Raw genomic sequence first — 24,671 nt, 5'->3', positions numbered from 1 at the left:
ACCACGCAGGCGCGACAGCCGCCGCGACCGGTTAACTCAGCCGTTCACCGGCAGGGCTTCGACGATCACGAATGCCTGGGCATAGGGGAATTCGTCGGTGATTGTGAGATGAATGACGGGGCGGTGGCCATCCGGCACGATGCGCTCCAGAAACGCTTTCGCGCCGCCGGTCAGTTCCAGGCCAGGCTTGCCGTTGGGCAAATTGACAACGCCCATCTCTTTCCAGAACACGCCCTCAGCGATGCCTGTTCCGAGCGCTTTTGCCATGGCCTCCTTGGCGGCGAACCGTTTTGCGTAGGAGGCCGCGCAATCTTTGCGGCCATTCGAACGCGCCTGCTCCTCGTCCGTGAAGCAGCGGCCGGTAAACTTGTCGCCGAAACGTGCGATGGATTTCTCTATTCGCCTGATGTCGATGAGATCGCTGCCAATACCGATGATCATGTCAGACGCTCGTTCCTTCGAGGGCATCGGCCAGACGCGCCTTTGCCCGTTCGGAGAGACGTGCCCGCCGCCGGCGCTGAAAGCGATCAACAGCCACATAGGTGACGGCGTAGACGACGACGGTGCTGATTGCCGCAAGCGGGATCGCCCCGACGAGCATGGGCTTCAAGATCGGCTCCCAGATATGGGCAATACCGGACTGGTGCCATGCCCTGTGCAGGTCGACGGCATCACCGACCGGTGCGCCGGCCCCGAGAATCCGATGCCCCACTTCCCAGGTCGCCGCCCAGATCAACGGAAAGGTCAAGGGATTGCCGAGCGCAGTGCCAAGGGCTGCCGCCAGCATGTTGCCGGAGATCAGATAGGCGATTGCAAAAGCGATGAGGAAGTGGAAGCCGATAAACGGCGTCAGCGACGAGACCACGCCGGCCACCAGTCCGGCAGCCACCGCATGGGGCGTTGCCGACAGGCGCAGCACGCGCTTGCCGAAGTATTGAAACGAGCGGGAGAAGCCTTTTCGCGGCCACAAAAGCTCGCGCAGCCTCATCGAATAGGAAAGCGGTTGGCGACGTCGAAACAGCATGGACAACATGTAGTTTATCCGCTGCGTTCCCCGCAAGGGCTACCCGTCGACGGAAGGGCTGAAATACAGGGCGCCGACCGAGATCGCCGCCGCATTTTCATCTGCCGGAGAGGCTCAGCTGAACCTCTCCTCACACGTCACCTGCGGCCAAGGCTGGCCGCTGGCCAATCAGAAGCCGCGACGGAATACACCACGGTCGATTTCGCGCTGGCGGTATTCCAGGTCGACGAGATCGCGAGCGCCGTTCAGGTAGCTCATTTCGCGCTCAGCAGCGCTCGGTACGCGGAGTGCACGGGCCAGTTTGCGGATCGGAGTAAACATCGTTTTGTCCTCGGTTCTTTGTCTTCATCTGTTGAATTGAAGATAATGTTGCGCCGCACAAACTACCAGCGCGCATTGGCGACGCCAGATATGCGCAAGACGCATACCGAGAGGGTGGAGGTTTACGTTTTGGGCAGAAGATGGGCAAAAGATAAGCAGTTGGCGCCTGCGCTAGGCACAGCATGGTGCAAAGGCGCGGAATGGCGGCAAGCCGCCCTACTCCCCTGATCACAGCCTGTCCACGTCAGTCGTAGACGCGCTTTACCGTGGAAATGCAGTCCAATTCCTTCAACTCGCCCAGTAGCTGGCTGAGCTGGCGCAGGTCCCAGACCTCCAGGTCGACCGCCATTTCGGTGAAGTCGGTGGCGATGCGGATCATGTTCAAGACGCGGATGTTGATGTCGAGACGGGCCACGCATTGAGCAACCGTCGCAAGTGTCCCCGGCTCGTTCAGCGCATTGATCAGGATGCGGGCCACGAAACGCGACTTGTTGGCTTCGTCGAGATCCCAGCGCACATCGATCCAGCGTTCGGGTTCGTTTTCGAAACGCTGCAGGGCCGACGCCTGGATCGGATAGATGGTGATTCCCTTGTCGTCTTCCATGATGCCGACGATGCGGTCGCCGGGAACGGCGCCGGCCGGGCCGAAATGCACTTCGGCATTGCCGGACAGACCGCGGATCGGCAGCGGCTCCGGGCCGTCGCCCGCGGTTGGCACATCGCCCTTCGGATGGGCGGCTCCGGGGATCTTGAAGACCATGCCATTGGCGCTGTTCATCGCGAACCAGCCGTCTTCCGATGGTTTTACCGTGACGCGCTCGTCCTGATAGTCGGGGTAGACCGCGCGCAGCACATCGAGCGACGAGGACTCACCGCGGCCGACGGAAGCAATCGCATCCTCGACGTCGCGTTGGCCAAGCCGATGCAGCACAGGCCGCAGCGTATCGCGCGAGAAGACCTTGCCTGCACGCTCGAAGGTGCGCTCGAGGATGCGCTGCCCGAGGCCCGCATACTGCTTGCGGATCGCCATGCGGGTGGCGCGGCGGATGGCGGCGCGCGCCTTGCCGGTTACGACGATCTCTTCCCAGGCCGCCGGCGGCACCTGCACGCCGGAACGGATGATCTCGACTTCATCACCATTCGACAGACGCGTGACCAGCGGCATGATCGAGCCGTTGATCTTGGCGCCAACGCAGGTGTCGCCGACATTGGTATGGACGGCGTATGCAAAATCGATCGGGGTCGCACCGCGCGGCAGCGCAATCAGTTTGCCCTTCGGCGTGAAACAGAAGACCTGGTCCTGGAAGAGTTCGAGCTTGGTATGCTCCAGAAATTCTTCCGGGTTATCCCCTTCCGCCAAGGCTTCGATCGTGTGGCGCAGCCAGGAATAGGCGTTGCTCTCGCGCGACAGCGGCTCGCTCTGCTCGCCGTTCTCGCCATCCTTGTAGAGGCTGTGGGCGGCAATACCGTATTCGGCGATCTCATGCATGCGGCGCGTGCGGATCTGCAGCTCGATGCGCTGGCGCGACGGGCCGACGATCGTGGTGTGGATCGAGCGGTAGTCGTTCTGCTTCGGCGTCGAGATATAGTCCTTGAAGCGGCCGGGCACAACGCGCCAGCGGGTGTGGACGATGCCGAGCGCCCTGTAGCAGCCGGGGATGTCGTCGACCAAGATGCGGAAGCCATAAACGTCCGACAGCTGCTCGAAGGACAGCGACTTCGACTGCATCTTGCGGAAGACGGAATAAGGCCGCTTCTGGCGGCCCTTGACGCCGGCATTCAGAAGGCCGTTCGCCACCAGGAGATCGCGCAACTCGTCCTCGATCTTGGTGATCAGACCCTCGTTGCGGGTTGAGAGTTCCGCGAGCCGGTTGGTGACCGTCTCATAGGCTTCCGGGTTCATGTAGCGGAAGGAGAGGTCCTCCAGCTCGTCGCGCATGTCCTGCATACCCATGCGGCCGGCGAGCGGCGCATATATCTCCATCGTCTCTTCGGAAATGCGCGCCCGCTTGTCGTCGCGCATGTGCTCGAGCGTGCGCATGTTGTGCAGGCGGTCGGCGAGCTTGACGAGAAGCACGCGCACGTCGTCGGAAATCGCCAGCAGCAGCTTGCGCAGGTTTTCGGCCTGCTTCGCCTTCTTGGTGACGAGATCGAGCTTCTTGATCTTGGTCAGGCCCTCGACGAGACGGCCGATGTCTTCGCCGAACAATTCGTCAATTTCGGCACGGGTCGCCGAGGTGTCCTCGATCGTGTCGTGCAGGAGCGCGACCGCAATGGTCGATTCGTCCAGACGCATGTCGGTCAGAATGGCGGCGACCTCGAGCGGGTGGGAGATATAGGGATCTCCGCTGGCGCGCGTCTGCTTGCCATGCTTCTGCATGGCATAGACATAGGCCTTGTTGAGGAGAGCTTCGTTGGCGTCGGGCTTGTACTTCTGTACCCGCTCCACGAGCTCATACTGCCGCATCATTCAGGCGTCTCCTAAAACGAAAAAAGCGCGCCAGCCGACATGACTGGCGCACGTTATCCAACTGTCAGAAACAGACTAAATTCCGACTGATTGACGATTAGTAATCGTCGCTCTTTTCCGGGGGTACGAGACCTTCGATACCGGCCAGAAGCTCTTCTTCCGACATCTGGTCGAAGGTGAGCGTTTCCGGCAGTTCGTCCTCTTCGTCGCCCTTGCCAGCGGTGCCGACATTGGCCAGCATCGAGCTCGGATCCTGCTCCGGCTCGTCGACTTCAACGTGCTTCTGCAGCGAGTGGATCAGGTCTTCCTTCAGATCGTCCGGCGACAGCGTCTCGTCGGCGATTTCACGCAGTGCCACGACCGGGTTCTTGTCCTTGTCGCGATCGATGGTGATCGGGGCGCCCTGCGAGATCTGGCGGGCACGATGGCTTGCGAGCAGCACGAGCTCGAAGCGGTTTTCGACTTTGTCGATACAATCTTCAACGGTGACGCGGGCCATTGCCTGTCCTTTGCGGTCATGAATGCGAGGGATTGACGGGTGCGATACAGGCAATGGACGGCAAATTCAAGTTTTTCGTGACTGCGCCTTCGAAACCCAAAAAAAGACAGGCCCAAAAGCCGCGGTTTGGCGCCGCATGCAACCCTGGGGTGCTTGGATTATCCGCATCCGTATCCTAAATACTTTTATATATGATCAGATCATAATTTAATGCCTTGGTCATATGTGGAGGGGCAAGGTATTGTTTTGATTTCCGATTGCCGCATTCGTGATATTGCACCTGAGGATTATTGAAGATGTTCGATCCGCGCGAAAAAATCGCCCTGTTCATCGACGGCGCCAATCTCTACGCAGCCTCGAAAAGCCTCGGTTTCGATATCGACTATCGCAAGCTCCTGAAGGCGTTTCAGAAGCGCGGCTATCTCCTGCGCGCCTACTACTACACCGCCCTCATCGAGGATCAGGAATATTCCTCGATCCGCCCGCTGATCGACTGGCTGGACTATAACGGCTACAAGGTCGTGACCAAGCCGGCGAAGGAATTCACCGACAGCATGGGCCGCCGCAAGGTCAAGGGCAACATGGATATCGAGCTTGCCATCGACGCGATGGAACAGTCGGAAACCGTCGACCATCTCGTGCTCTTCTCCGGCGACGGCGATTTCACCACGCTGGTCGAAGCGCTGCAGCGCAAGGGCCGCAAGGTCTCGGTCGTCTCGACCATGGCCACCCAGCCGCCGATGATCGCCGACGATCTGCGCCGCCAGTCGGACCATTTCATCGACCTGATGACGCTGAAAGCCGAAATCGGCCGCGACCCCTCCGAACGCGGCACGCCGCGCGTGGCCGAGCCGGTGTCGAGCCACGAAGAAGAGCATTGAGGGGTCGGACTTCTTTCAGACGACAAGACTTCCCCTCCAAACCCTCCCCCACAATCGGAGAGGGCTTCCGGGGCAAACAAAGTCCCCCTCTGGCCTGCCGGCCATCTCCCCCACAAGGGGGGAGAAGACGCGCGGCCGCCACCCTGCCCACCCTCCCCTTGAGGGGGAGCGTCGGAGCGAAGCCCCGGGGTGGGGTGACGCCTGAAGTTCATAAAGATCGAGAAGACGACGAATTCGCGCTGGGGGTCACCCCCACCCGCCGCTTTGCGGCGACCTCCCCCCTCAAGGGGGAGGTGGGGAGCGTGCTGCCGGGTTAAGCCCTCCCCCTTGTGGGAGGGTTTGGGAGGGGATTTTCTTGGGACTACATCGCCTCGAAGGCTATATCCTGCGCGCCCTGCCACAAAACCATCTTGCCCATGGCCTCCAGCAGCTCCTGCCCCTTCGTCACCGTCAGGAAATGATTGCCCGCCAGCACGCCCATCTTGCTCGCAAACTGCGAGGAGCCATAGGCGAAGAGCAGTTCGGTTTCGCTGAAACCGCCGGGATAAAGCAGGATATCGCCGCGCGAGGGATGGCAGGTGTGATTCTCGAAACCCGCGCCGAACTGGAAATCGCCCAAGGGCACCCAGACCGCCTCGCCCGACCAGCGCGAATGGATCGCCTGGTTGCGGAAGGGCAGAAAGCTCTCAAAAATGCGGCAGGTCTCGGGCGCCTTTTCGCGCTCGAACCGCGCCTCGAAGACGAAGGGGCCGACGGTGACCTTGAGATGCGAGAGCGCCATGATCAGCCCGTCTTCAGCAGGCGGGATTTCTGGCGGTTCCAGTCGCGTTCCTTCTCGGTCTCGCGCTTGTCGTGCAGCTTCTTGCCCTTGGCGAGCGCCAGCTCCAGCTTCGCCCTGCCCTTCTCGTTGAAATAGATCTTGAGCGGCACAAGCGTCATGCCCTCGCGATTGATTGAGGCGCGCAGGCGGTTGATCTCGCGCTTGGAGAGCAACAGCTTGCGACGGCGGCGCGGCTCGTGATTGAAGCGGTTCGCCTGCAGATATTCCGGCAGATGGGAATTGATCAGCCAGATCTCCTCGCCCTCGTCGGAGGCATAGGATTCGGCAATATTGGCCTTGCCCTCGCGCAGCGACTTGACCTCCGTGCCGGTCAAGACCAGACCCGCCTCGTAGGTGTCGACGATCTCATAATTGAAGCGCGCCTTGCGGTTTTCCGCAACGATCTTGTTGACGACGCGCTGTGAGCCTTTGGGGGCCATGGCCTGATCTTCCGTTTCGCCCGGGATTTTGTGGTGGTGCGCCTACGCGGGCGGGGCGTGGCGGGTATGGGAGGTATGTAATGGAGGATGGGGGGGAAATAAAGGTGGGGCCAGAAACGCATTGAAGTCCGAGAGAGTTTCGACGGGAAGCAGAGCGTTTGCATATTAGCCTAGAGCGAAGCGATTTGTAGCAACGATCGAATGACGAAAAGAAATGTGCCGAGTTTTCCCCACTGGCTGCTTGCCTTACCGTTGTACTGTCGCTTCAGTGGCGGCTACAGGAAGGCAACATCACCACGAATCCCGTGAGAATCATCTAGTTGACGTTAGCCACCCGCTCATTCATCACTCTCACAGCTTAATCATGAAGGAGCCAAGGGGAAAATGAACGTCAATGAGCTTGAAAAGCTGGCACGCTGGTACAACCAGCACTTCGGAAATTTCTACACCCTGTACCAAAACCTTATTTCTCCAATACAGAATAATTCGAATCAATCATCCAAGCTTCCTCTCGAAAATGAACTTAATTCTTTGATTTCTTATTTGTCGAAGATGGACTTCGACCACCTATCCTTACAGCAGATAAGAATATTAGATGAACTTGGCGTGGGAAAATACCTTGGAATCGCCGGAGCACAATTTGTCGAAGACACAGTGAGAACCTCCGATTACGACCCTTCGACCGCATATGAGCGCCTGAGCTTAGCCTCATCAAATCTTGTTGAAACGAATTCTGATTTTCGGAATTACATTCAATCAATAGAGCGCCTGAATCTTGCATCAAAAATTGAAACCGCAGATGTAGATCACGTAACAATACGTGTCGGATTTCAAAAAGACGCAGAAATCAATAACCTTGCTGACTGGAAAGATTCAGCAAAGGACTGGTACGACATCATTCGAGGGATCGCACTTGCTGCGGATGAAGCGCCGGAGTCAACCAAGGTGGTCGGCGCTAGCACTGGATCGATTATACTTATTTTGGCGGGTACCCTCTCTGTAACCACCCTTCTCGCATTGATTTCTGGCCGTTTAGCAGGGGTAGCACGGCACGTCATAGGGATCGCAAATGAAATTGAAGACTTACGGCATAAAAAGTTCCTGAACCAAGTTATCGAAAAGGAACTCAAAAATCAGCAGGATGCAGCCAAGAAGGCGGCTCTGGACGATATTCTTGCGATCGTTGCTGAAAGGCTTCCGAATCTGGATGGTGAGAAACAAGCGGCTCTGACCGCGTCAGTCAAAAAGCTTCTGGTCTTCAACGAGAAGGGGGGCAGTCTTGATTTCGTGGCCCCTGATATCGACGACGAGGATGCGCAAGAAACAACGGAAGCTTCACAGGAGGCGCAAGGACTCGCTCAGATTGATTTATCTGCGGCGCGACGAGCAATTCATGAGTATCAACAGGTCCGTGAGCAACTAAAGCTGCTGACTAGCGCTTATTCGACGAACTCGGGAGCTGAAGTTTGATGCTGTGCGTACCCCAGACAACGAATTGCGCACTCGATTAAGATCCAATTGATCCCGTGACGTCTGATTTCGCATTATGATGGGATAGAAAGAGCCGGCGTCTCCGCCGGCCTCCCGTCATCCCCTTAATTCACCAGTCCCGCATGCTTCAGCGCCGCATCGATCGCCCCTTCTGTCGAGGCTTCCAGCGTCGCCATCAGCGGCAGGCGGACGGTGCGGTTCATGCCGCGGGTGCGGCTCAGCGCATATTTCGCGCCGCAGAGGCCGGGCTCCATGAAGATTGCCTTGTGCAGCGGCATCAGGCGGTCCTGGTAGGCGAGTGCCTTGGCGTAATCGCCGGCCAAGGTCGCCGCCTGGAATTCCGCACAGAGGCGCGGGGCGACATTGGCGGTGACGGAGATGCAGCCGACGCCGCCATGGGCGTTGAAGCCGAGGGCCGTTGCATCTTCGCCCGAGAGCTGGACGAAATCTGGCCCACAGGTGATGCGCTGTTCGGAGACGCGCTCGATCTTGCCGGTCGCATCCTTGACGCCGACGATGTTCTTGTGCGCCTTGGCAAGCGCCCCCATCGTCTCCGGCGACATGTCGATCACCGAGCGGCCGGGGATGTTGTAGATGATGATCGGCAGCGCGGTGGCTTCGGCGATCGCCTTGTAATGGGCAAACAGGCCCTTCTGGGTCGGCTTGTTGTAATAGGGGGTGACGACCAGCAGCGCATCGGCGCCGACGGCTTCGGCATGCTGGGCGAGCTCGATAGCTTCCACCGTGTTGTTGGAGCCGGCGCCGGCAATCACGGGCACGCGCTTTTTCGCGACGTCGACACAGAGTTCGACCACGCGCTTGTGTTCGGCGTGGGAAAGCGTCGGCGATTCGCCGGTGGTGCCGACGGGCACCAGCCCGGTCGAGCCCTCAGCAATCTGCCATTCGACATGGGCGGCAAAGCTTGCCTCGTCGACGGCACCGTCATCGGTGAACGGCGTGACGAGTGCGGGAATGGATCCCTGGAACATGCAGTCAAACTCCTCATGGCCGAGATCCACGCTTCGGCCGCATTCTCAGATTAAATCGGGGGCACATTACTGTGCAGCCCGACAGCCCACAAGCGCATAAGCGATGGTTTTATGACGCTTTTCAGGCCTCATTCGCGAGGACCGGCGAGAGGCGCCCGGGCGCTGCTCAGAGAAATGTGATCGGGGCTGGCAAGGTTTCGTTAACCAGACGCCCGGCTAATGATGAGGGAGATGTCTCTGGGTTCTGGTGTGTGGATGCATAAGGCGCGTCTCTTCGGCTCCGTTTTCGGTCTCTGTCTGACGGCACTCCTGCCGGCGGCGGAGACGCTTGCGTCCGATGTGCCGGTACCGGCGGTCAAGCCGCTCGGTTTCGCGCCGATCCAGAAGACGCCGCCCTCCTTCGAGACGACGGGTGCCATTCCCCGCGCCGGCAACCCGGCTGCCGTCAATCCGCAGCTGAAGGCCGGGCTCGACGCGCTTTCGGACAAGGACGGCGCGGCAGCGATTGCCATCCGCAACCGGATGGCCGACGGGCTCGACCGGCACATGCTGACATGGTCGATCGCGATGTCGGGCCTGAAGGATGTGCCGGCCGCCGAAATCGCGGCCGCCCAGCGACAGCTCACCGGCTGGCCGGGGCTCAAGGCCTTCCGCGCCAATTCGGAAAAGGCGCTCTACCGCGAAAACCCGCCCGCCCGCGACGTGCTCGCCGCCTTCGGCGACACCCTGCCCGAGACGACCGAGGGAACGATGCTGCTTGCCCGCGCGGAACTGGCTGCGGGCCAGCAGGCGAAGGCCGCCAACCGGCTTCGAAACCTCTGGCGCTCGGATGCTCTGGATACGGCGACGGAAGACAAGATTCTCGGCGAATTCTCCGGCCTGTTGCGCGTCGAGGACCATCGCGCCCGCATGGACATGCTGCTTTACCGCGACCGCGCCGCCCAGGCGAAACGATTCTCGACGCTCGGCGAGGCGCAGTCGCTCTACAAAGCCTGGGCAGCGCTGATTGCGCGCTCGGGCAATCTCGATGCGGCCATGGCCGGGGTCGACGCCAAATGGCGCAAGGACCCGGCATTTCTCTTTATCCAGATCGAAAAGCTGCGCCGCGACCAGGATTACGAAAAGGCGGCGGCACTCCTCCTCAAGATGCCGAAGGACAGCGAAAAACTGGTCAGCGCCCGCGACTGGTGGAACGAGCAGCGGATCATCGCGCGGGGGCTGGCCGATCTCGGCGACTATAAAGCCGCCTACCGGATCGTCGCCCAGCATGTGGCCACGGATGCGACCGATGTGGCGGATGCCGAATTCCATGCCGGCTGGTATGCGCTGCGCGGCTTGAACGATCCCAAGACCGCGAGCCGGCATTTTGCCCGCATTCTCGAGGTGTCGAACCGGCCGCTTTCGGCCAGCCGCGCTTATTACTGGCTCGGCCGGGCGGCGGAAGTCGCCAAGGACGGCAAGGCGCAAGACTATTTCGCCAAGGCGGCGCGGCATTCGAGCACGTTTTACGGTCAGCTGGCGGCCGCGCGCATCTATAAACTTGGCATCCAGATCCCCTACCCGCGGCCTTCCGAGGCAGAACGGGCGGATTTTCTCGGCCGCGAAGCCGTGCAGGCCATCGCGCGCTACGAGGCGGCCGGCCATGGCTGGCGGGCGCAGAGCCTCTACCGGGCGCTGGCCGACCAGATCGACAGCCCCGGCGAACTGGCGCTGCTTTGCGCGCGGGCGGAAAAATCGGACGGCGGGCATCAGCTGTCGCTGCAGATCGGCAAGGCGGCCTATGCGCGTGGGGTCGATGTGCCCGCACTCGCCTTCCCCGTCGGTGTGATCCCTGACAGCGCCAATATCTCCGGCTCCGGCAAGGCGCTCGCCTACGCCATCGCCCGGCAGGAAAGCGCGTTTAACCCGGCCGCCGTCTCGCCCGCCAATGCGCGCGGGCTGCTGCAGCTCTTGCCCTCGACCGCCAAGGGCGTGGCCCAGCGCCATGGCATCGCCTATCAGCCGGACAAACTCACCCGCGATCCCGGCTTCAACGCTACGCTGGGCGCCCATTATCTCGGCGAGCAGATCGACGCCTTTGGCGGCTCCTATATATTGACCTTCATCGCCTATAATGCCGGCCCGCGCAAAGTGCCGGAATGGATCGCGCGCTATGGCGATCCGCGCGGCAAGTCCATCGACGAGGTGGTCGACTGGATCGAGCGCATCCCCTTCCCGGAGACACGCAATTATGTGCAGCGGGTAATGGAGAATTACCAGGTCTACAAGAGCCGGCTCGGGCAAGAGACCGATATCGTGCACGACCTGCGCTTCGGGCGGTAAGCGACGGGAATTTCATTCGTTTTTCGGCATGTGGGGCTGATCACAGATGCGGGCATGGTCACCGCTTTACGGTGAACGCGGTTCTGCCGCGACGGCGAAACTGGTTGATTTTTTCGAGTTCTCCAACGTGGGAGCGATGCCGCTTCAGTTGAAAATGCTCTAGGCTGGCACCCACCGTACAGCAGGGAGCCCGAGCATGACCGCGTATCACGACCACTTCATTCGCGTTCCCGATGGCTTGTGCCTGCATGTCAGGGAATATGGCGCCGGCAAGTCCGGCATTCCCGTCGTCTGCCTGCCGGGGCTCACCCGCAATCTGCTCGATTTCGAGGATCTGGCCCTGATCCTGGCGGCCGGCCCCTCTCTCAGGCGCGTTCTGTCGATCTCGTCGCGCGGGCGCGGCCTGTCGGACCGGGATTCGGATCCGACCCGCTATACGATCCCGGTCGAAGCGGCGGATGTCGTTGCCGTCCTCGACCACCTGGGCATCGAACAGGCGGCCTTCATCGGCACGTCGCGCGGCGGCCTTATTCTGCATGTGCTGGCGATGACGCATCTGCCGCGCATCGAGCGAGTGGTACTGAACGATATCGGGCCGGTGCTGGAACTGGAAGGGCTGCAGCAGATCCAGGCCTATCTCGGCGGGCGTAGCGCGCCCGAAAGTTTCGCCGTTGCCGCCGCGCTGCTGCGCGCGGTGCATGGCGAGGAATTCCCGGCACTGGCCGATGAGGATTGGCGGGGCATGGCACGGGCGCTGTTTCGCGAGGCGAATAGCCGGGTCGAGGCCGATTACGATGCGGAAATTGCCCGACAATTCCGCGCCGCCGACCTCAGCCAGCCCTTCCCCACCCTCTGGGCGCAATTCGACCTCCTGGCCGAGACGCCACTCATGGTGATCCGGGGGGAAAATTCGCGCCTGCTGTCGCGCGAAACGGTGGACGAGATGCAACACCGAAAGCCGGATCTCGTGGCGATCGAGGCCGAAGGACAGGGCCACGCGCCGCTGCTGCATCTGGCAACGCTGCCCGAGGCGATCCGCGTCTTTCTTCAGGCTTAGCTTGAGACCGGCCACCGCCGGCTTGAAAGCAACGATCTGGCATGTGTGCGCCGAAATGAAAAAGCCCGGCTTGAAGCCGGGCTTTCCCTTATCCAATCTGGAGATCGAATTAGAATGCGCGCTGCAGGCGGAAGTAGCCCGAAACGTCTTCCGATACGTCGTCGTACTGAACCGAAACGCGGGCCAGCAGGTTTTCGACCGGCTTGTAGTCGACGGTGATGCCGTACTTCCACATGTCAGGCGAGCCCGCACCGTCGAAGTTCGTGTCAGACCAGTACTGAACACCAGGGGTGACGGTCAGCTTGTCGGAAGCCTTGAGGGCGTACGAAGCTGCAACGCTCCACTCGGCCGCGTCGAAGTAGACGCTTTCACCCGAAGCGTAAACGCCGGCCAGGTAGAAAGTGCCTGGACCTACGTCAGCCGAACCAATAGCGCGAACTGCGCCTTCTTCAGCATCAAAGTCGTAACCGCCAACAACGTTGACAGAAACGGCGCCGAAGGTGCCACCGATCGTGCCGGAAACGCCGACGTTATGATCGAAAGCGGAGTCGTCGTTCACTTCGTCGATCGAGAGGCCAGCCGTGAAGGCGTCCGAGGTGTAGGTGTAAGCGGCAGAAACGAACTCAGTTACGTTGCCGAGACCATCGGTTTCGCCAGCGATACCGGTATCCCACCAGTTGTAGAACCAACCGGCCTTGAAGCCGCCGAGCGAGAGGTAAGCTTCGTCAGCATAGAAGCCCTGGGCTTCGCCGTCGATCGAGATATCGCTTTCGAGGCCGATGAAGCTGGTGAGCGTGCCGAGCTCGGTGTCGGACTTGGCCGAAACGCCGATGTAAGCAGCGGCGCGGCTATCCCAGTCGTCGCCAGACAGCGAATGCGCACCATCACCGAAGTCAACCTGGAAACGAACCCAGCCAGAGATCTGGAGGCAGGTTTCGGTGCCGGGGATGTAGAAGTAGCCAGTGCCGAAAGCGTCGCAAACGCGAACGTATTCCATGGGCTCGGGCTCGGCAGCAACGATGGCGTCGGCAGCCTGAGCGCCGGAAACTACAGCGAGAGCTGCAGCGGAGCCGAGAAGAAGGCTCTTGATGTTCATTATTGACCTCCAGTCAAGTTTCGTATGGGTCTGGGTAATTTGGCTGAAGGACAGCATTCCCTGCCCCATCCCCGTCGGTTTCAGAAGACGGACGATCCACCGCCTCGCTTCCGAGGTTGAAAATACAAAACGTGGCCCGTCATGCAATCACCAAAGAGGAGAATGGGGCGAAAGCGGATACCCTTCCCCCCGGCCTGTTGCTGAAAGGCCACAAAACCACCCCCGGACCGCCGCATTCTTTACCTTCTGTTAAGAAAGTCCTTTAGAAACCGCCGCTTAGGCAGGCACTTGCGCGGTGCCCGGATTCGTGGCGCTTCGGCAGAATCCCATTTTGGCACGGGTTTCACGGGGTTGTGGCCTGGCATTGGGCTCCTTCACCTCGTCCTCCAACCGAGCTGCATAAGGAGAATATGGCAGGCCAGACGCGGATTTTCGGGGTGGCAGGGGTGAGAATGGTGGAATCAGCGGCAGAATCGCTCCCTCGATTCGGATTCGGGCATTGTGCGCGCGTTTGCGCGGGGCCATAGAGAGGGTTCGGTTCAGAGGCGCTTATTATGTGCAAGGTGGAGAAAAGGCCTTGCATTCAGTGATTCAAGCAAATAATCAGGCGGCACCGGAGAGGTGGCCGAGTGGTCGAAGGCGCTCCCCTGCTAAGGGAGTATACGTCAAAAGCGTATCGTGGGTTCGAATCCCATCCTCTCCGCCATCACCGCCTTGGCGCCCCCCCCTTCTTCCTTTCCCTTTTGCTCTTTCCTCATGGTCTTGCTGCCGTCCTGGCGCGTGCTGAGGATATTCGTCTGCGCGGTAAAATCGCCCCTTGGGGCTTCACCAGACATGGCGGATGTCGCGATCGCCAGCTCCGGCTCAGAGCCCTATCCTCATAACTCATTGTAATAGCTAGTCATTGCGGGACGATCGCGCTCTCTCCGGTCTATAATTGACTGGAGGTCAATAATGAACATCAAGAGCCTTCTTCTCGGCTCCGCTGCAGCTCTCGCTGTAGTTTCCGGCGCTCAGGCTGCCGACGCCATCGTTGCTGCCGAGCCCGAGCCCATGGAATACGTTCGCGTTTGCGACGCTTTCGGCACTGGCTACTTCTACATCCCCGGCACCGAAACCTGCCTCAAGCTGAGCGGCTATGTTCGTACGCAGCTCGACTTCCGCGGTGACGACTACGAAACCGACGGCGTCGAAAGCGGCTTCCGCAGCAATTCGCGCGCCTACCTCGAATTCACCGCCAAGAACGATTCCGAACTCGGCCAGATCGAAAGCTACATCGCTCTCGAAGCCGACTCGCGTGACGATCGCGGCTCTGACGACCAGGGCGGTGCCTTCCTCGACACGGCGCTCATCAAGGTCGGCGGTCTGACCGTTGGTTACTTCTACAACTACTGGGATACGGGCATTGCCGGTGAAACCGACGACCTCGGTTCGAACCTGAATGACGCCATCCAGTACACCTACACCACCGACGCCTTCAATGTGTCGGCAATGGTCGAAAACCTCGACACCGCTGCCGGTTCCTACACCGACGAAGACTCGGTCGGCATTTCGGGCCAGGTTGGCGCCACCTTCGGCGTCGCTTCGATCGAAGTGGTCGGTTCTTACGACTTCGGCGCTGAAGAATCCGCTTACCGCGCAATCGTCTCGGCCGAAATCGGTCCGGGCACGCTGCAGGTCGCCGGCATCTACTCGACCGGCGAGAGCGCCTATTGGAGCGCTTCGGAATGGGCAGTTGCCGCTTCGTATGCCGCCAAGATTACCGACAAGCTGACGCTGACCCCCGGCTTCCAGTACTGGGGCACTCGCGGCGTTGACGTTTCCGGCGACTACACCGGCAGCGACGACGCTTGGAAGGCCGGTCTGACGGTCGACTACAAGATCGCAGAAGGCCTGACCACGAAGATCTCCGCTCAGTACGAAAGCGACGATCTGGACGGCAGCGAAGGCTTCGGCGGCTTCTTCCGTCTGCAGCGTTCGTTCTAATCCACAGCGGATTGGAAAAAATGCGACGGGTCCGGCTTGCTTGCGAGCCGGACCCGCACGTCATTACAGCCACAGCTAAAAATCGTTTTACAACAGTAGGATGGTGAATCGGCCAGAACCGATATTGGGGAAAGAGAGGACCATCGGAGACATATAGCCTTAGTCGAATATCGACTTATGACGAAAGTTTGCGCGGTTATGTCATATACTTTTTATATTTCATAACCAATAACTGCGCCCGTGGGGACGGGCGGTGGGCTCGTTCGCGTGCCTGCCAAAGGGTTTTTTGGGGGAGTTTATGCAAGTGGAAATGCCAGTTGGAATGGATTTTGACGCCTTCTCGGAGGTGCCGAATTATTCCGTCCATTATCAGTACAGCCAGGGCAACATTCTGCACGAAGTCCGCGAGACCACCCTTCGCGAACTGTTCGGAAAATATGGCGACCTGCTTTGGATGAACGGCAGCCACAAATACAATGTGACCAATTTCATTGGGGAGCTTCACGATCTCCTCGACATTCCCGGGTTCTCGACATTTTCCGACGAGATGCTCGACCAATTGATTGGCAAACTGCGCAAACGCGGTAACAGCAACGCCACCATCAATCGCAAGATGGCGGCCTTAAGCAAACTGCTGCGAAAGGCGTTCAAAATGGGAGACGTTTACAGTCTGCCTGAATTCAAGCGACAGAAAGAGAAGGCGGGACGAATCCGTTTTCTCGACCGGGAGGAAGAGGACCTGCTGTTCTCCGAAATCCGGGCGCATTCCGAACTCTATTACCGGTTCTGCCTGTTCCTCGTCGATACCGGTGCGCGTCTCAGCGAAGGGCTGAACCTGCGCTGGGGTGACATGCACAAGGATCGCGTCACCTTCTGGGTGACGAAATCCGGCCGGTCCCGCTCCGTACCCCTCACCCAGAGGGCTGCGGCAGCCATTGCGGCATCGGACCGGCGCCATGCCGGCCCGTTCGCCGAGATCGATCAGCAACGTTTCCGCATCGCCTGGCATGTCGCCAAGGATGCGGTCGGCTTTGCCGATGACAAGGACGTGGTCCCACACGTGCTGCGTCACACTTGCGCATCGCGCCTCGTCCAGGGCGGCATCGATATCCGCCGCGTCCAGATGTGGCTCGGCCACCAGACCCTGACCATGACCATGCGATACGCTCACCTTGCATCGCATGACCTCGACATGTGCATTCCCGTTCTCGAACGGGCCGCATCCTGATGTGGCGTTTTTTTTAAAGTGATATGACAGCGCTACCATCACTTTGAAAAGATTGAAAAATTGTTACCTTATAAAACAATTATGACAATGACATTGAGGCCCGATCGCTGATCGGGCCTTCTGCTTATCCTGGGAATGGCGGCGGCAAAGAAGCCCTGACGATCTGCCGGATCAGCCCAGCATCTGCTTGAGGTCGGCCGAGGGATCAACAAGCAGCGCGCGCTCGGGCTGCCTGCCTGTGTCGAGCAGCTTCTTGCCCGTCACATAGGCTTTGGCGTCATTGATGGCGTCGACCGCGATCAACTCACCTTCCTTGAAATACCAGACCGAGAGGCTGCCCTCGCGGGCGCCCGGCCGCGTCAGTGTCTCGTCATAACCGAGATTGAAGCCGGCGATCTGCAGCTTGACGTCATACTGATCCGACCAGAACCACGGTTTCGGCCGATAGGGCTCCTGCCCTCCTGCCAGAACCGAAGCCACGGCCTCGGCCTGGTCCACGGCATTTTGTACGGATTCGAGCCGGACCCGGCTTCCGTTCCAGTTCTGGACCGCACAGTCGCCCATGGCGAAGATGTCGGGGTCGGACGTGCGGCCATGGGCATCCACAATGATGCCGTTCATGGTCTCGATCCCAGCTTCGGACGCCAGTTGATCGTTCGGAAGCACGCCGATGCCGACGATGACGATGTCGACGTCGAGCACCGTGCCATCGGACAGTTCCGCACCCTTGACCCGACCGTCCAACCCGATCAGCCGGTTGAGCCCGGTCTTTTCCCGGATCACAACACCTTCGGCCGCATGAATTGCGCGCATGGCATCCGCCGTAGCCGGTGCTGCGACACGGGCGAGGATCCGGTCGGCCATTTCGATCAGCGTGACGTCCAGGCCAAGCTTGCGCGCAACGGCTGCGGCTTCAAGCCCGATGTAACCGCCGCCGATGATCAACAAGCGGCGGCCCGCCTTCATCTCACCAGCAAGAGCATCGGCATCGGTCTTGTCGCGGACGGTGAAGACTCCGGCTAGATCGCCGCCGATCGCCGATGGCAGACGCCTGGGTGTCGCGCCGGTCGCAAAGGCCAGATGGTCATAATCAATGGCGCTGCCATCAAAGAGCCGGACGATCTTCTGATCGCGATCGAGAGCCTCGACCGGGGTCGAAAGGCGGATCTCGACATTGTTTTCGGTAAACCAGCTCTCGGGCCGAAACAGAAGCCGGTCGAACTCCATCTCGCCGAGCAGATATTTCTTCGATAGCGGCGGCCGCTGATACGGCAGACAGGGTTCGGAGCCGATAAGGGTGATCGGACGGTCGTCCTTGAGGGCTCTGAGTTTTGCAGCCAGCGCGAAACCCGCCTGCCCTGCCCCGACGATCACCAGTCTGCCTGCCACTGTCACGCCTCTTCACGAATACGGCCCGCAGCGCAACGGCAGCGAGGCCCAACTCTTCCGAGACAAGGCCTAGCTCTGCGACCGGAGACGGTCAAGGGCGGCGAGCATACCGCGAGGACACTAGGCAGGGACAATCCTCGCTATATCCGCCCGATGGAATTTACTGATGCCGTTCAGACTCTGTCGACGAAGTTGGTTTAATCTGGGACTGAAACAAACGGTCGGGGGAGGGTGAAATGCCCTTGCAACACATTCCAGACGCCAAAGCGAACGTGCCGCGAGATCAGGCTTTCGAGCGCTTCAAGATCGACCGGCCGGGCAAGATCATCTTTGTTGGACATCATCTGACGACCAAAAGCTCGCTGAGATGCCTCATCCGCAGCATTTCCCTCTATGGCGCAGATCTCGAAGTGTCCCCGCATGTCGCCGTGCCGGCCAATTTCTTCCTGGAAATCCTTGGTATTCGTGACGAAATCGGCTGCACCGTGATCCGGCGCGAAGCCGAGAAGCTGACCGTCGGCTTCAACATGCTGATCGATGCCGAATTCCTGCATCACGTCGTGCGGCTCTCCTTCGAACTCAGCCACTGATCACCTCTCCTCCCCCGATGTCGACCCGGCTGGATCACAGAGTGGTCCGGCCGGTTTGGCGTCTGCCCCCCGGCACGTCCCGCCTTTTTTTGGGAAAAGCATCACCGCGAAATTTTAGCCATCGTTAAAACTTGATGGAAGTTGTTGAACCTACTGAAAATAATTGGGGAGACAGTGCGGGTTAGCGAGACGAGGAGCGTTCGAACATGCCCATGGAAAATGCCACGCATCTGGCGACGGTCACGTCGGAAATGTACGAACGCAAGTGGGAACGCTTCTATGTGCAGCGGCCGGCCCGCGTCATGTCGGTGAGCCCGGGCCTGAGTGGCATTACCATCCGCAGCTGCCAGGTGCTTGATATTTCGAGGGGCGGGGCGGCGCTGGAACTTACAACGGCCATCGGCCTTTCCTCACATTATTATTTGCAAATCATCGGGCTTGCGGACCGCATCGGCTGCGCCGAGGTCTATCGCAATGGCAGCCGCGTCGGCGTCAAGTTTATCGCCCCGATCTCGGAGCACATGCTGCACCGGATCGTGCGCGCCGACTTCATGCTCGGCGAGGAGATCAACAAGCCGGTCAAACCTTTCCAAAACGGTAACGGCGCGCGGCTTGGCCGCTGATCCCTTTTAATGCAGGCGGCAATCGGATTTTAACGCACGACCCGACCTTGCGCCGCCGGAACCACCTCTTATTGTGGGCGTCCCGATCACCCTTCTGGATGCCCGACAGCGAATGACCGCCTTTTCCCGTTTCACGCCGCTTGCCACCTCCCTACCCGCCACCGTGCCCTTCGTCGGGCCGGAAGCGATCGAGCGTCAACGTGGCACGTCCGTTCGCGCGCGGATCGGTGCCAATGAGAGCGGGTTTGGACCTGCGCCTTCGGTTCTAAGGACAATCGGCGAAAAGGCCGGCGAGATCTGGAAATACAACGACCCGGAAAACCATGCCCTGAAGGTCGCTCTCGCTGCGCATCTCGGGCTGAAGCCGGACAACTTCGTCATCGGTGAAGGCATAGACGACCTGCTGGGGCTCATCGTTCGGCTGGTGATCGAACCCGGCATGCCGGTCGTCACCTCGCTCGGGGCATATCCGACCTTCAATTTTCATGTCCACGGCTTTGGAGGACGGCTGGTGGCGGCCCCTTATCGCGATGACCGCGAAGATCTCGACGCGCTGCTCGATCTGGCAAAGCGGGAACATGCGCCGCTGGTCTATTTCGCCAATCCTGATAATCCGATGGGAAGCTGGTGGGACGCGGATAGCATCGTGACCTTTGCCCGGGCGCTCCCCCCGACCACGCTCTTGATCCTCGACGAAGCCTATAGCGAGACCGCACCCGAGGGTTCGATCCCGGCCGCAGACGCGCTAATAGACCTGCCGAACGTCATCCGCACCCGCACATTCTCGAAAGCCTACGGCCTCGCCGGCGCCCGCGTGGGTTACGGCATCGGGACGGCCGGCACCGTTTCGGCCTTCGACAAGATCCGCAATCATTTCGGCATGCCGCGATTGTCCACGGAGGCGGCACTCGCAGCCCTTGCCGACCAAGCCTATCTCAAAGATGTGGTTCAGCGGATCAAGGCTGCGCGTGAGCGGATCGCGGACATCGCCCGGACGAACGGCCTAACGCCCCTTCCCTCCGCCACCAATTTCGTCGCGATCGATGCGGGCCGCGATGGCGTTTACGCCCGCGCCATCGTTGACGGGCTGATGGGCCACGGCGTCTTCATCCGCATGCCGGGCGTGGCGCCGCTCAATCGCTGCATTCGCGTCTCCACCGGCCTTCCCGCCGATCTCGACCTTTTCGAACAGGCGCTGCCGCAGGTTCTGGAGGCGCTCGGCTGAACTCGCTGCCACAATAGAAAAAACCGCGCCGGCCTTGTCCCTGCCAGTCGCGGTTCTTCAAAGTGTTGGCACTGGCCCCGTCCAAAGGTCCCCCGCCACGTTCCCCTTTCGGGTTCTTGTTGTGATGTCTGCCGCCGCAGATCGCGGCGGATAAGGATCAATGCATGGTCATCCATTCGCGGGCGGCACGAAGCGCCTCGGCGAGCTGGACCTTGCTCATGGTCTGGGCGAGATCGGCGCGCAGTTCGGCAGCGCGGTCGCAGCCCTTGATGGCAGCGATGTTCAGCCACTTGTGCGCCGAGACCAGGTCCACGGGGCAACCGCGACCGGTCGCATACATCAGGCCCATGTCGCGGAAGACGTCGGCCCGGGTTTCGCCACCCATCGTGGCATTTTCGGAAGTGTGCATTTCAAAGCGTGCCATTGGTTTTGTCCCTGTTTGCCTAGTGGTTACTCACGTCCCTGTTTTCCCTTTCGGGTCCCTTCTGATCCGGCGCCGGCTCGTTGTCCGGTCATTCTCGTATCAGTCGGGGGCGGCGGGTTTGTCCCTGCTCGTTTGATGGACCCACTATGCCTCACGGCTTTCAAAACTCGCTTAAAATGCATCCTTAATTTGCTGAAAACAAAGTACAAATGCTTCGTAAACTTGGTTTTTTGTTAAGCACTACACCCCTTGGCAATTAAGGAATTCCTTCAAAACTTTACGATTTCTTCAGGATTGAAAATCAACCCATTGTTCACCACGCTCCACGAAGCAAAATCGAATAGAGGCTGGAAATGTTGCGTTCTGGCTTGTCCACCGCCCCCGGAAACAGGCGGATTGCATTTTACCTTTACGTGTGCGTAAGATATTTTTTAACCGGTGACCGCCTCTCCAGGAGGACGACGGGAGCGATTGCCGGCGCAACCATCATCCCTGGGAGGAGAGATCAAACATGCGGACATTTATCATCGCGGCAGCACTTGCACTTACGGCCCTTTCAGCACAGGCGGCAGAGCCCATCGAGGGCAAGTGGAAGACCGCCAGCGGCGCCACCGCCGAAATCGCCCCCTGCGGCGGCGCCTTCTGCGTGACGCTTCGGAGCGGCAAGCACAATGGCAAGCAGATCGGCAAAATGGACGGCTCTGGCGACAGCTATTCGGGCGAGATCACCGACCCGGAAAACGACAAGACCTATTCGGGTTCCGGCACGGTTTCCGGCAATTCTCTGAAGATGAAGGGATGCGTGCTGGCGGTTCTCTGCAAGAGCCAGACGTGGACGCGCCTCTGAGCCGAGGCTTCTTTCTACCCGCGGACGGCCGGAGCAATCCGGCCGTTTCGCGTTTCAGGACGTCGGATCCAAACACCACATCCAGCTGAACGCCAGGTGAATTTGGTCCTCAGGCCGCATTCAGGCCTCATAGGTCATACAGGCTTCACTCAAGCAAGCAGAGGATTTGATGATGGCAACAGTGGCTCGGCGCCTGACAATCATGACCCTGACAATGGCCGTCTTTGCCATGGTCTTCAGCCATCTCGTCGTCAACAATCAGCCCGTTGCGCGCCATGCCTCGAGCGGATTGATCGCCAGTTGCGCGCCGACGGGCCTGAACTCATGCCGGCCCAACTTCTGATCACACGCCCCTCTCAGAGGTCGGACGCGTCGCTGCCGCAGAAATCTTGATGCCGGATCTCCGACGTCGTTTGCTTGTCAATGTTCCTCTCCTATAATGCGGCATGAACACACGAATCTCATCCCCTGTGCCGCTGAATTCCATCAGTCCCGAACCCTTTGAACCGCGGGTGTTTACCGATGCGGTCGAAGCCGTGGATGCGCTGACCGCACTCTACGAACGCAATACCGGCTTCCTCAACGAGGCGTTTTCGGCGCTCGCCAATGGCGGGCCGATCGAGGGCCGCTACCGCGCCTTCTATCCGCAGGTGAGCATGGAGACGACGAGCTTCGGTCACATCGACAGCCGGCTTTCCTATGGCCACGTGACCTCCCCCGGCGTCTACACGACGACGATCACCCGGCCCAAACTGTTCCGGCATTACCTCAAGGAGCAGCTGGCGCTCCTGATGCGCAATCATCAGGTGCCGATCACGGTGTCGGAATCGACGACGCCGATCCCCTTGCATTTTGCGTTCGGTGAGGGTGCCCATGTCGAGGCCTCGGCCGGTGGCTTGGCTGACATGCAGCTGCGCGACATCTTCGACACGCCCGACCTCACCGTGACCGACGACGAGATCGCCAATGGCGAGTATGAACCGAAGCCCGGCGAGCCGCATCCGCTGGCGCCGTTTACTGCCCAGCGCATCGACTATTCGCTGGCGCGGCTGTCGCATTATACCGCGACCAGCGCCAACCATTTCCAGAACTTCGTGCTCTTCACCAACTACCAGTTCTATGTTGACGAGTTCTGCGCCTTAGCGCGCCAGCTGATGGCGGAGGGCGGCAGCGATTACACCGCCTTCGTCGAACCCGGCAATATCATCACGCCGGCTGGCCACACCGAGCCGACGGAGGGTGTTTCTCTCGGCCGGTTGCCGCAAATGCCGGCCTATCACCTGAAGAAGAAGGGCCATGCCGGGATCACCGTGATCAATATCGGCGTCGGTCCCTCCAACGCCAAGACGATCACCGACCATGTCGCAGTACTCAGGCCCCACGCCTGGCTGATGCTCGGCCACTGCGCCGGCCTGCGCAACAGCCAGAGGCTCGGCGACTACGTTCTGGCGCATGCCTATGTGCGCGAAGACCACGTGCTTGACGATGACCTGCCCGTCTGGGTGCCGATCCCGGCGCTCGCCGAAGTGCAGCTGGCGCTGGAAGACGCGGTCGAGGAGATCACCGGCTATGAGGGTTTCGAACTCAAGCGCATCATGCGCACCGGCACGGTCGCGACAATCGACAACCGCAACTGGGAACTGCGTGACCAGCGCGGTCCGGTCAAACGCCTATCGCAGTCGCGCGCGATCGCGCTCGACATGGAGTCGGCCACCATCGCCGCCAACGGTTTTCGTTTCCGCGTGCCCTATGGCACGCTGCTCTGTGTCTCCGACAAGCCGCTGCATGGCGAGTTGAAGCTTCCCGGCATGGCCACGGCCTTCTACAAGACGCAGGTCAGCCAGCATCTGCAGATCGGCATCCGGGCGCTCGAAAAACTCGGCGCCATGCCGACCGAGAAGCTGCATTCGCGCAAGCTCAGAAGCTTCTTCGAGACGGCGTTCCAGTAAGAAGACGGCGTCCGCTCATCGCTTTCCGACGGCGGGCGCAAGCAGCATGGCGACCCCGGTTCCGACGAAGGCCGATAGCAGGATGAGCAGGTGGGCGTTGACCGCTGCCTTGCCAAGGATGGCGAGGAATGCAGCGGTCGGCGCGGCGCCGAAGCTGAGGCCGCCGGCGACGATGCCGGCGGGATAGGTGCCGATGCCGCCCGGCGCATGCACCGGCAGGACCGAGGATAGTTCGCCCCCCAGCGCACCACCAAAGCTTGCCGAGATCGGATGAACACCCATCAAGGTCAGAACCCAGGCAAGGACGACGACCTTGACGCCCCAGTTGAGCACGGTCGCCGCCCACGCCCTCAAAAAGGCAGGCCCATTGACCGGCATGCCGCGATGGAGCTCTTCGACGTGATGTCTGAGCCGTTCGGGCAGCTTTCGCGCCAGCGCGAAGAGCGGGCGTTTAAGGCCGAAGGCGGGAAGCGGCGCGAGGAGGAAAAGCAGCCAGAGCGGCCAGGCCCAGACCGGCCGGTCGGGGCCGATCACCAGCCCGAGCCCGGCGGCCGCCAGCAAGGCATGAAGATCGAGCAGGCGCATGACGAGAAGTGCCGCCGTCGCCCGCGCCAGCGGCATGCCGAACTCTGTGCGCATCAGCAGCGGGAAACTTGCCTCGCCGGTGCGCATCGGCAGCATGATATTCAGGAGATTGTGGACGAGCGTCAATCGCAGCAGACGCCGGAACCCACCCTTGGTTTCCGCCGGAAAGTAATCGCGGATACGCCAGGTGCGTACCACGTATGTTGCGACGAGCAGCACAAGCGCGAGGCTCAACGGTCCCGCGCCGATATCGCGGAACTGCGCCACCAGGACCGGCCAGCCGAAAGCCCATTGCAGAAAGACGCCATAGGCAAGCACCGCCGCGACCGTCACAAGGCTTACGCGGTTGCGGATTATCCAAGGCCGGCGGCTGGCATCCGTATCTGAATTCATATAGTCGTGCGCCCGATCAGTG

At 60.2% G+C, this 24,671-nt stretch carries 24 protein-coding genes and 1 tRNA gene; 13 read left to right on the top strand and 12 right to left on the bottom strand.

Features of this window, described 5'->3' with window-relative positions; translation table 11 throughout:
* Window positions 1-36 precede the first annotated feature (36 nt).
* The 5 genes from acpS to rpoZ all read right to left on the bottom strand — a co-directional run bounded on the left by acpS (window position 37) and on the right by rpoZ (window position 4,314).
* On the bottom strand, window positions 37-441 hold the full coding sequence (gene acpS / locus FJQ55_RS06620) for a holo-ACP synthase (protein ID WP_140826854.1): 405 nt from the start codon (window positions 439-441) through the stop codon (window positions 37-39).
* Between the two features lies 1 nt (window position 442).
* Entirely contained in the window at window positions 443-1,024 is a 582-nt protein-coding gene (locus FJQ55_RS06615) for a DUF2062 domain-containing protein (protein WP_062277843.1), read from the bottom strand.
* 168 nt (window positions 1,025-1,192) lie between these two features.
* Window positions 1,193-1,345: a DUF3563 family protein gene (locus FJQ55_RS06610; protein WP_082510745.1), complete on the bottom strand. Its 153-nt coding sequence runs from the start codon at window positions 1,343-1,345 to the stop codon at window positions 1,193-1,195.
* A gap of 244 nt (window positions 1,346-1,589) precedes the next feature.
* Window positions 1,590-3,815 carry a RelA/SpoT family protein gene (locus FJQ55_RS06605; RefSeq protein WP_140826853.1) on the bottom strand — a complete coding sequence of 742 codons (2,226 nt, stop codon included), beginning with the start codon at window positions 3,813-3,815 and terminating at the stop codon, window positions 1,590-1,592.
* Window positions 3,816-3,912: 97 nt separating this feature from the next.
* Entirely contained in the window at window positions 3,913-4,314 is a 402-nt protein-coding gene (rpoZ, locus tag FJQ55_RS06600) for a DNA-directed RNA polymerase subunit omega (RefSeq protein WP_062275086.1), read from the bottom strand.
* A 296-nt stretch (window positions 4,315-4,610) separates the two neighbouring features.
* On the opposite strand from rpoZ, the gene FJQ55_RS06595 reads away from it, so the two are divergent.
* A complete protein-coding gene (locus tag FJQ55_RS06595; protein ID WP_062275088.1) occupies window positions 4,611-5,195 on the top strand; it encodes a LabA-like NYN domain-containing protein in 585 nt (194 codons plus the stop codon).
* 361 nt (window positions 5,196-5,556) lie between these two features.
* On the opposite strand, the gene FJQ55_RS06590 is transcribed toward FJQ55_RS06595, so the two are convergent.
* The gene (locus FJQ55_RS06590) at window positions 5,557-5,976 is read right to left on the bottom strand and encodes a DUF3830 family protein (RefSeq protein WP_140826852.1); all 420 of its coding nucleotides are present in this window, start codon (window positions 5,974-5,976) and stop codon (window positions 5,557-5,559) included.
* A gap of 2 nt (window positions 5,977-5,978) precedes the next feature.
* A complete protein-coding gene (smpB, locus tag FJQ55_RS06585; protein ID WP_113378446.1) occupies window positions 5,979-6,455 on the bottom strand; it encodes an SsrA-binding protein SmpB in 477 nt (158 codons plus the stop codon).
* A gap of 384 nt (window positions 6,456-6,839) precedes the next feature.
* Here smpB and FJQ55_RS06580 point away from each other — a divergent pair, with 384 nt between their 5' ends.
* Window positions 6,840-7,925 carry a hypothetical protein gene (locus FJQ55_RS06580; RefSeq protein WP_140826851.1) on the top strand — a complete coding sequence of 362 codons (1,086 nt, stop codon included), beginning with the start codon at window positions 6,840-6,842 and terminating at the stop codon, window positions 7,923-7,925.
* Window positions 7,926-8,050: 125 nt separating this feature from the next.
* Here the strand turns inward: FJQ55_RS06580 and dapA are convergent, their stop codons facing one another.
* Window positions 8,051-8,935, bottom strand: coding sequence for a 4-hydroxy-tetrahydrodipicolinate synthase (gene dapA, locus FJQ55_RS06575; RefSeq protein ID WP_140826850.1), 885 nt, complete (start codon window positions 8,933-8,935; stop codon window positions 8,051-8,053).
* A gap of 255 nt (window positions 8,936-9,190) precedes the next feature.
* Between dapA and FJQ55_RS06570 the strand changes: the two genes are divergently transcribed.
* Window positions 9,191-11,257, top strand: a complete 2,067-nt coding sequence (locus FJQ55_RS06570) for a lytic transglycosylase domain-containing protein (RefSeq protein ID WP_140829146.1) — start codon at window positions 9,191-9,193, stop codon at window positions 11,255-11,257.
* A gap of 196 nt (window positions 11,258-11,453) precedes the next feature.
* Window positions 11,454-12,314: an alpha/beta fold hydrolase gene (locus FJQ55_RS06565; protein ID WP_140826849.1), complete on the top strand. Its 861-nt coding sequence runs from the start codon at window positions 11,454-11,456 to the stop codon at window positions 12,312-12,314.
* 109 nt (window positions 12,315-12,423) lie between these two features.
* On the opposite strand, the gene FJQ55_RS06560 is transcribed toward FJQ55_RS06565, so the two are convergent.
* The gene (locus FJQ55_RS06560; RefSeq protein ID WP_140826848.1) at window positions 12,424-13,410 is read right to left on the bottom strand and encodes a porin; all 987 of its coding nucleotides are present in this window, start codon (window positions 13,408-13,410) and stop codon (window positions 12,424-12,426) included.
* Between the two features lie 615 nt (window positions 13,411-14,025).
* Here FJQ55_RS06560 and FJQ55_RS06555 point away from each other — a divergent pair.
* From FJQ55_RS06555 to FJQ55_RS06545, 3 genes are all read left to right on the top strand, one after another.
* Window positions 14,026-14,116, top strand: a tRNA-Ser gene (locus FJQ55_RS06555).
* Between the two features lie 248 nt (window positions 14,117-14,364).
* Entirely contained in the window at window positions 14,365-15,396 is a 1,032-nt protein-coding gene (locus FJQ55_RS06550) for a porin (protein ID WP_140826847.1), read from the top strand.
* Window positions 15,397-15,718: 322 nt separating this feature from the next.
* The gene (locus FJQ55_RS06545) at window positions 15,719-16,624 is read left to right on the top strand and encodes a tyrosine-type recombinase/integrase (RefSeq protein WP_246085041.1); all 906 of its coding nucleotides are present in this window, start codon (window positions 15,719-15,721) and stop codon (window positions 16,622-16,624) included.
* Window positions 16,625-16,795: 171 nt separating this feature from the next.
* Here the strand turns inward: FJQ55_RS06545 and FJQ55_RS06540 are convergent, their stop codons facing one another.
* Window positions 16,796-18,013 (bottom strand): NAD(P)/FAD-dependent oxidoreductase, encoded by a 1,218-nt coding sequence (locus FJQ55_RS06540; protein ID WP_140826845.1) that lies wholly within the window; start codon window positions 18,011-18,013, stop codon window positions 16,796-16,798.
* Window positions 18,014-18,249: 236 nt separating this feature from the next.
* Here FJQ55_RS06540 and FJQ55_RS06535 point away from each other — a divergent pair, with 236 nt between their 5' ends.
* The 3 genes from FJQ55_RS06535 (at window position 18,250) to FJQ55_RS06525 (ending at window position 20,451) form a co-directional block, all read left to right on the top strand.
* Window positions 18,250-18,603: a hypothetical protein gene (locus FJQ55_RS06535; protein ID WP_140826844.1), complete on the top strand. Its 354-nt coding sequence runs from the start codon at window positions 18,250-18,252 to the stop codon at window positions 18,601-18,603.
* Window positions 18,604-18,809: 206 nt separating this feature from the next.
* Window positions 18,810-19,226, top strand: coding sequence for a PilZ domain-containing protein (locus FJQ55_RS06530; protein WP_062275112.1), 417 nt, complete (start codon window positions 18,810-18,812; stop codon window positions 19,224-19,226).
* A 112-nt stretch (window positions 19,227-19,338) separates the two neighbouring features.
* Window positions 19,339-20,451, top strand: coding sequence for a pyridoxal phosphate-dependent aminotransferase (locus tag FJQ55_RS06525; protein ID WP_140826843.1), 1,113 nt, complete (start codon window positions 19,339-19,341; stop codon window positions 20,449-20,451).
* 157 nt (window positions 20,452-20,608) lie between these two features.
* Here the strand turns inward: FJQ55_RS06525 and FJQ55_RS06520 are convergent, their stop codons facing one another.
* The gene (locus FJQ55_RS06520) at window positions 20,609-20,875 is read right to left on the bottom strand and encodes an SEL1-like repeat protein (protein WP_140826842.1); all 267 of its coding nucleotides are present in this window, start codon (window positions 20,873-20,875) and stop codon (window positions 20,609-20,611) included.
* A gap of 511 nt (window positions 20,876-21,386) precedes the next feature.
* Here FJQ55_RS06520 and FJQ55_RS06515 point away from each other — a divergent pair.
* The 3 genes from FJQ55_RS06515 to FJQ55_RS06510 all read left to right on the top strand — a co-directional run bounded on the left by FJQ55_RS06515 (window position 21,387) and on the right by FJQ55_RS06510 (window position 23,671).
* Window positions 21,387-21,722, top strand: coding sequence for a DUF2147 domain-containing protein (locus FJQ55_RS06515; protein ID WP_062275118.1), 336 nt, complete (start codon window positions 21,387-21,389; stop codon window positions 21,720-21,722).
* A gap of 172 nt (window positions 21,723-21,894) precedes the next feature.
* On the top strand, window positions 21,895-22,065 hold the full coding sequence (locus tag FJQ55_RS23315; protein ID WP_161596961.1) for a hypothetical protein: 171 nt from the start codon (window positions 21,895-21,897) through the stop codon (window positions 22,063-22,065).
* A 103-nt stretch (window positions 22,066-22,168) separates the two neighbouring features.
* Window positions 22,169-23,671 (top strand): AMP nucleosidase, encoded by a 1,503-nt coding sequence (locus FJQ55_RS06510; protein WP_140826841.1) that lies wholly within the window; start codon window positions 22,169-22,171, stop codon window positions 23,669-23,671.
* 15 nt (window positions 23,672-23,686) lie between these two features.
* Here the strand turns inward: FJQ55_RS06510 and FJQ55_RS06505 are convergent, their stop codons facing one another.
* On the bottom strand, window positions 23,687-24,649 hold the full coding sequence (locus FJQ55_RS06505) for a lysylphosphatidylglycerol synthase domain-containing protein (RefSeq protein ID WP_140826840.1): 963 nt from the start codon (window positions 24,647-24,649) through the stop codon (window positions 23,687-23,689).
* Between the last annotated feature and the right edge of the window lie 22 nt (window positions 24,650-24,671).

The sequence above is a fragment of the Rhizobium glycinendophyticum genome, assembly GCF_006443685.1.
GTDB lineage: Bacteria > Pseudomonadota > Alphaproteobacteria > Rhizobiales > Rhizobiaceae > Allorhizobium > Allorhizobium glycinendophyticum.
The sequence above is the reverse complement of the archived record's forward strand: the minus strand, read 5'-3'. Positions and strand labels throughout refer to the sequence as shown.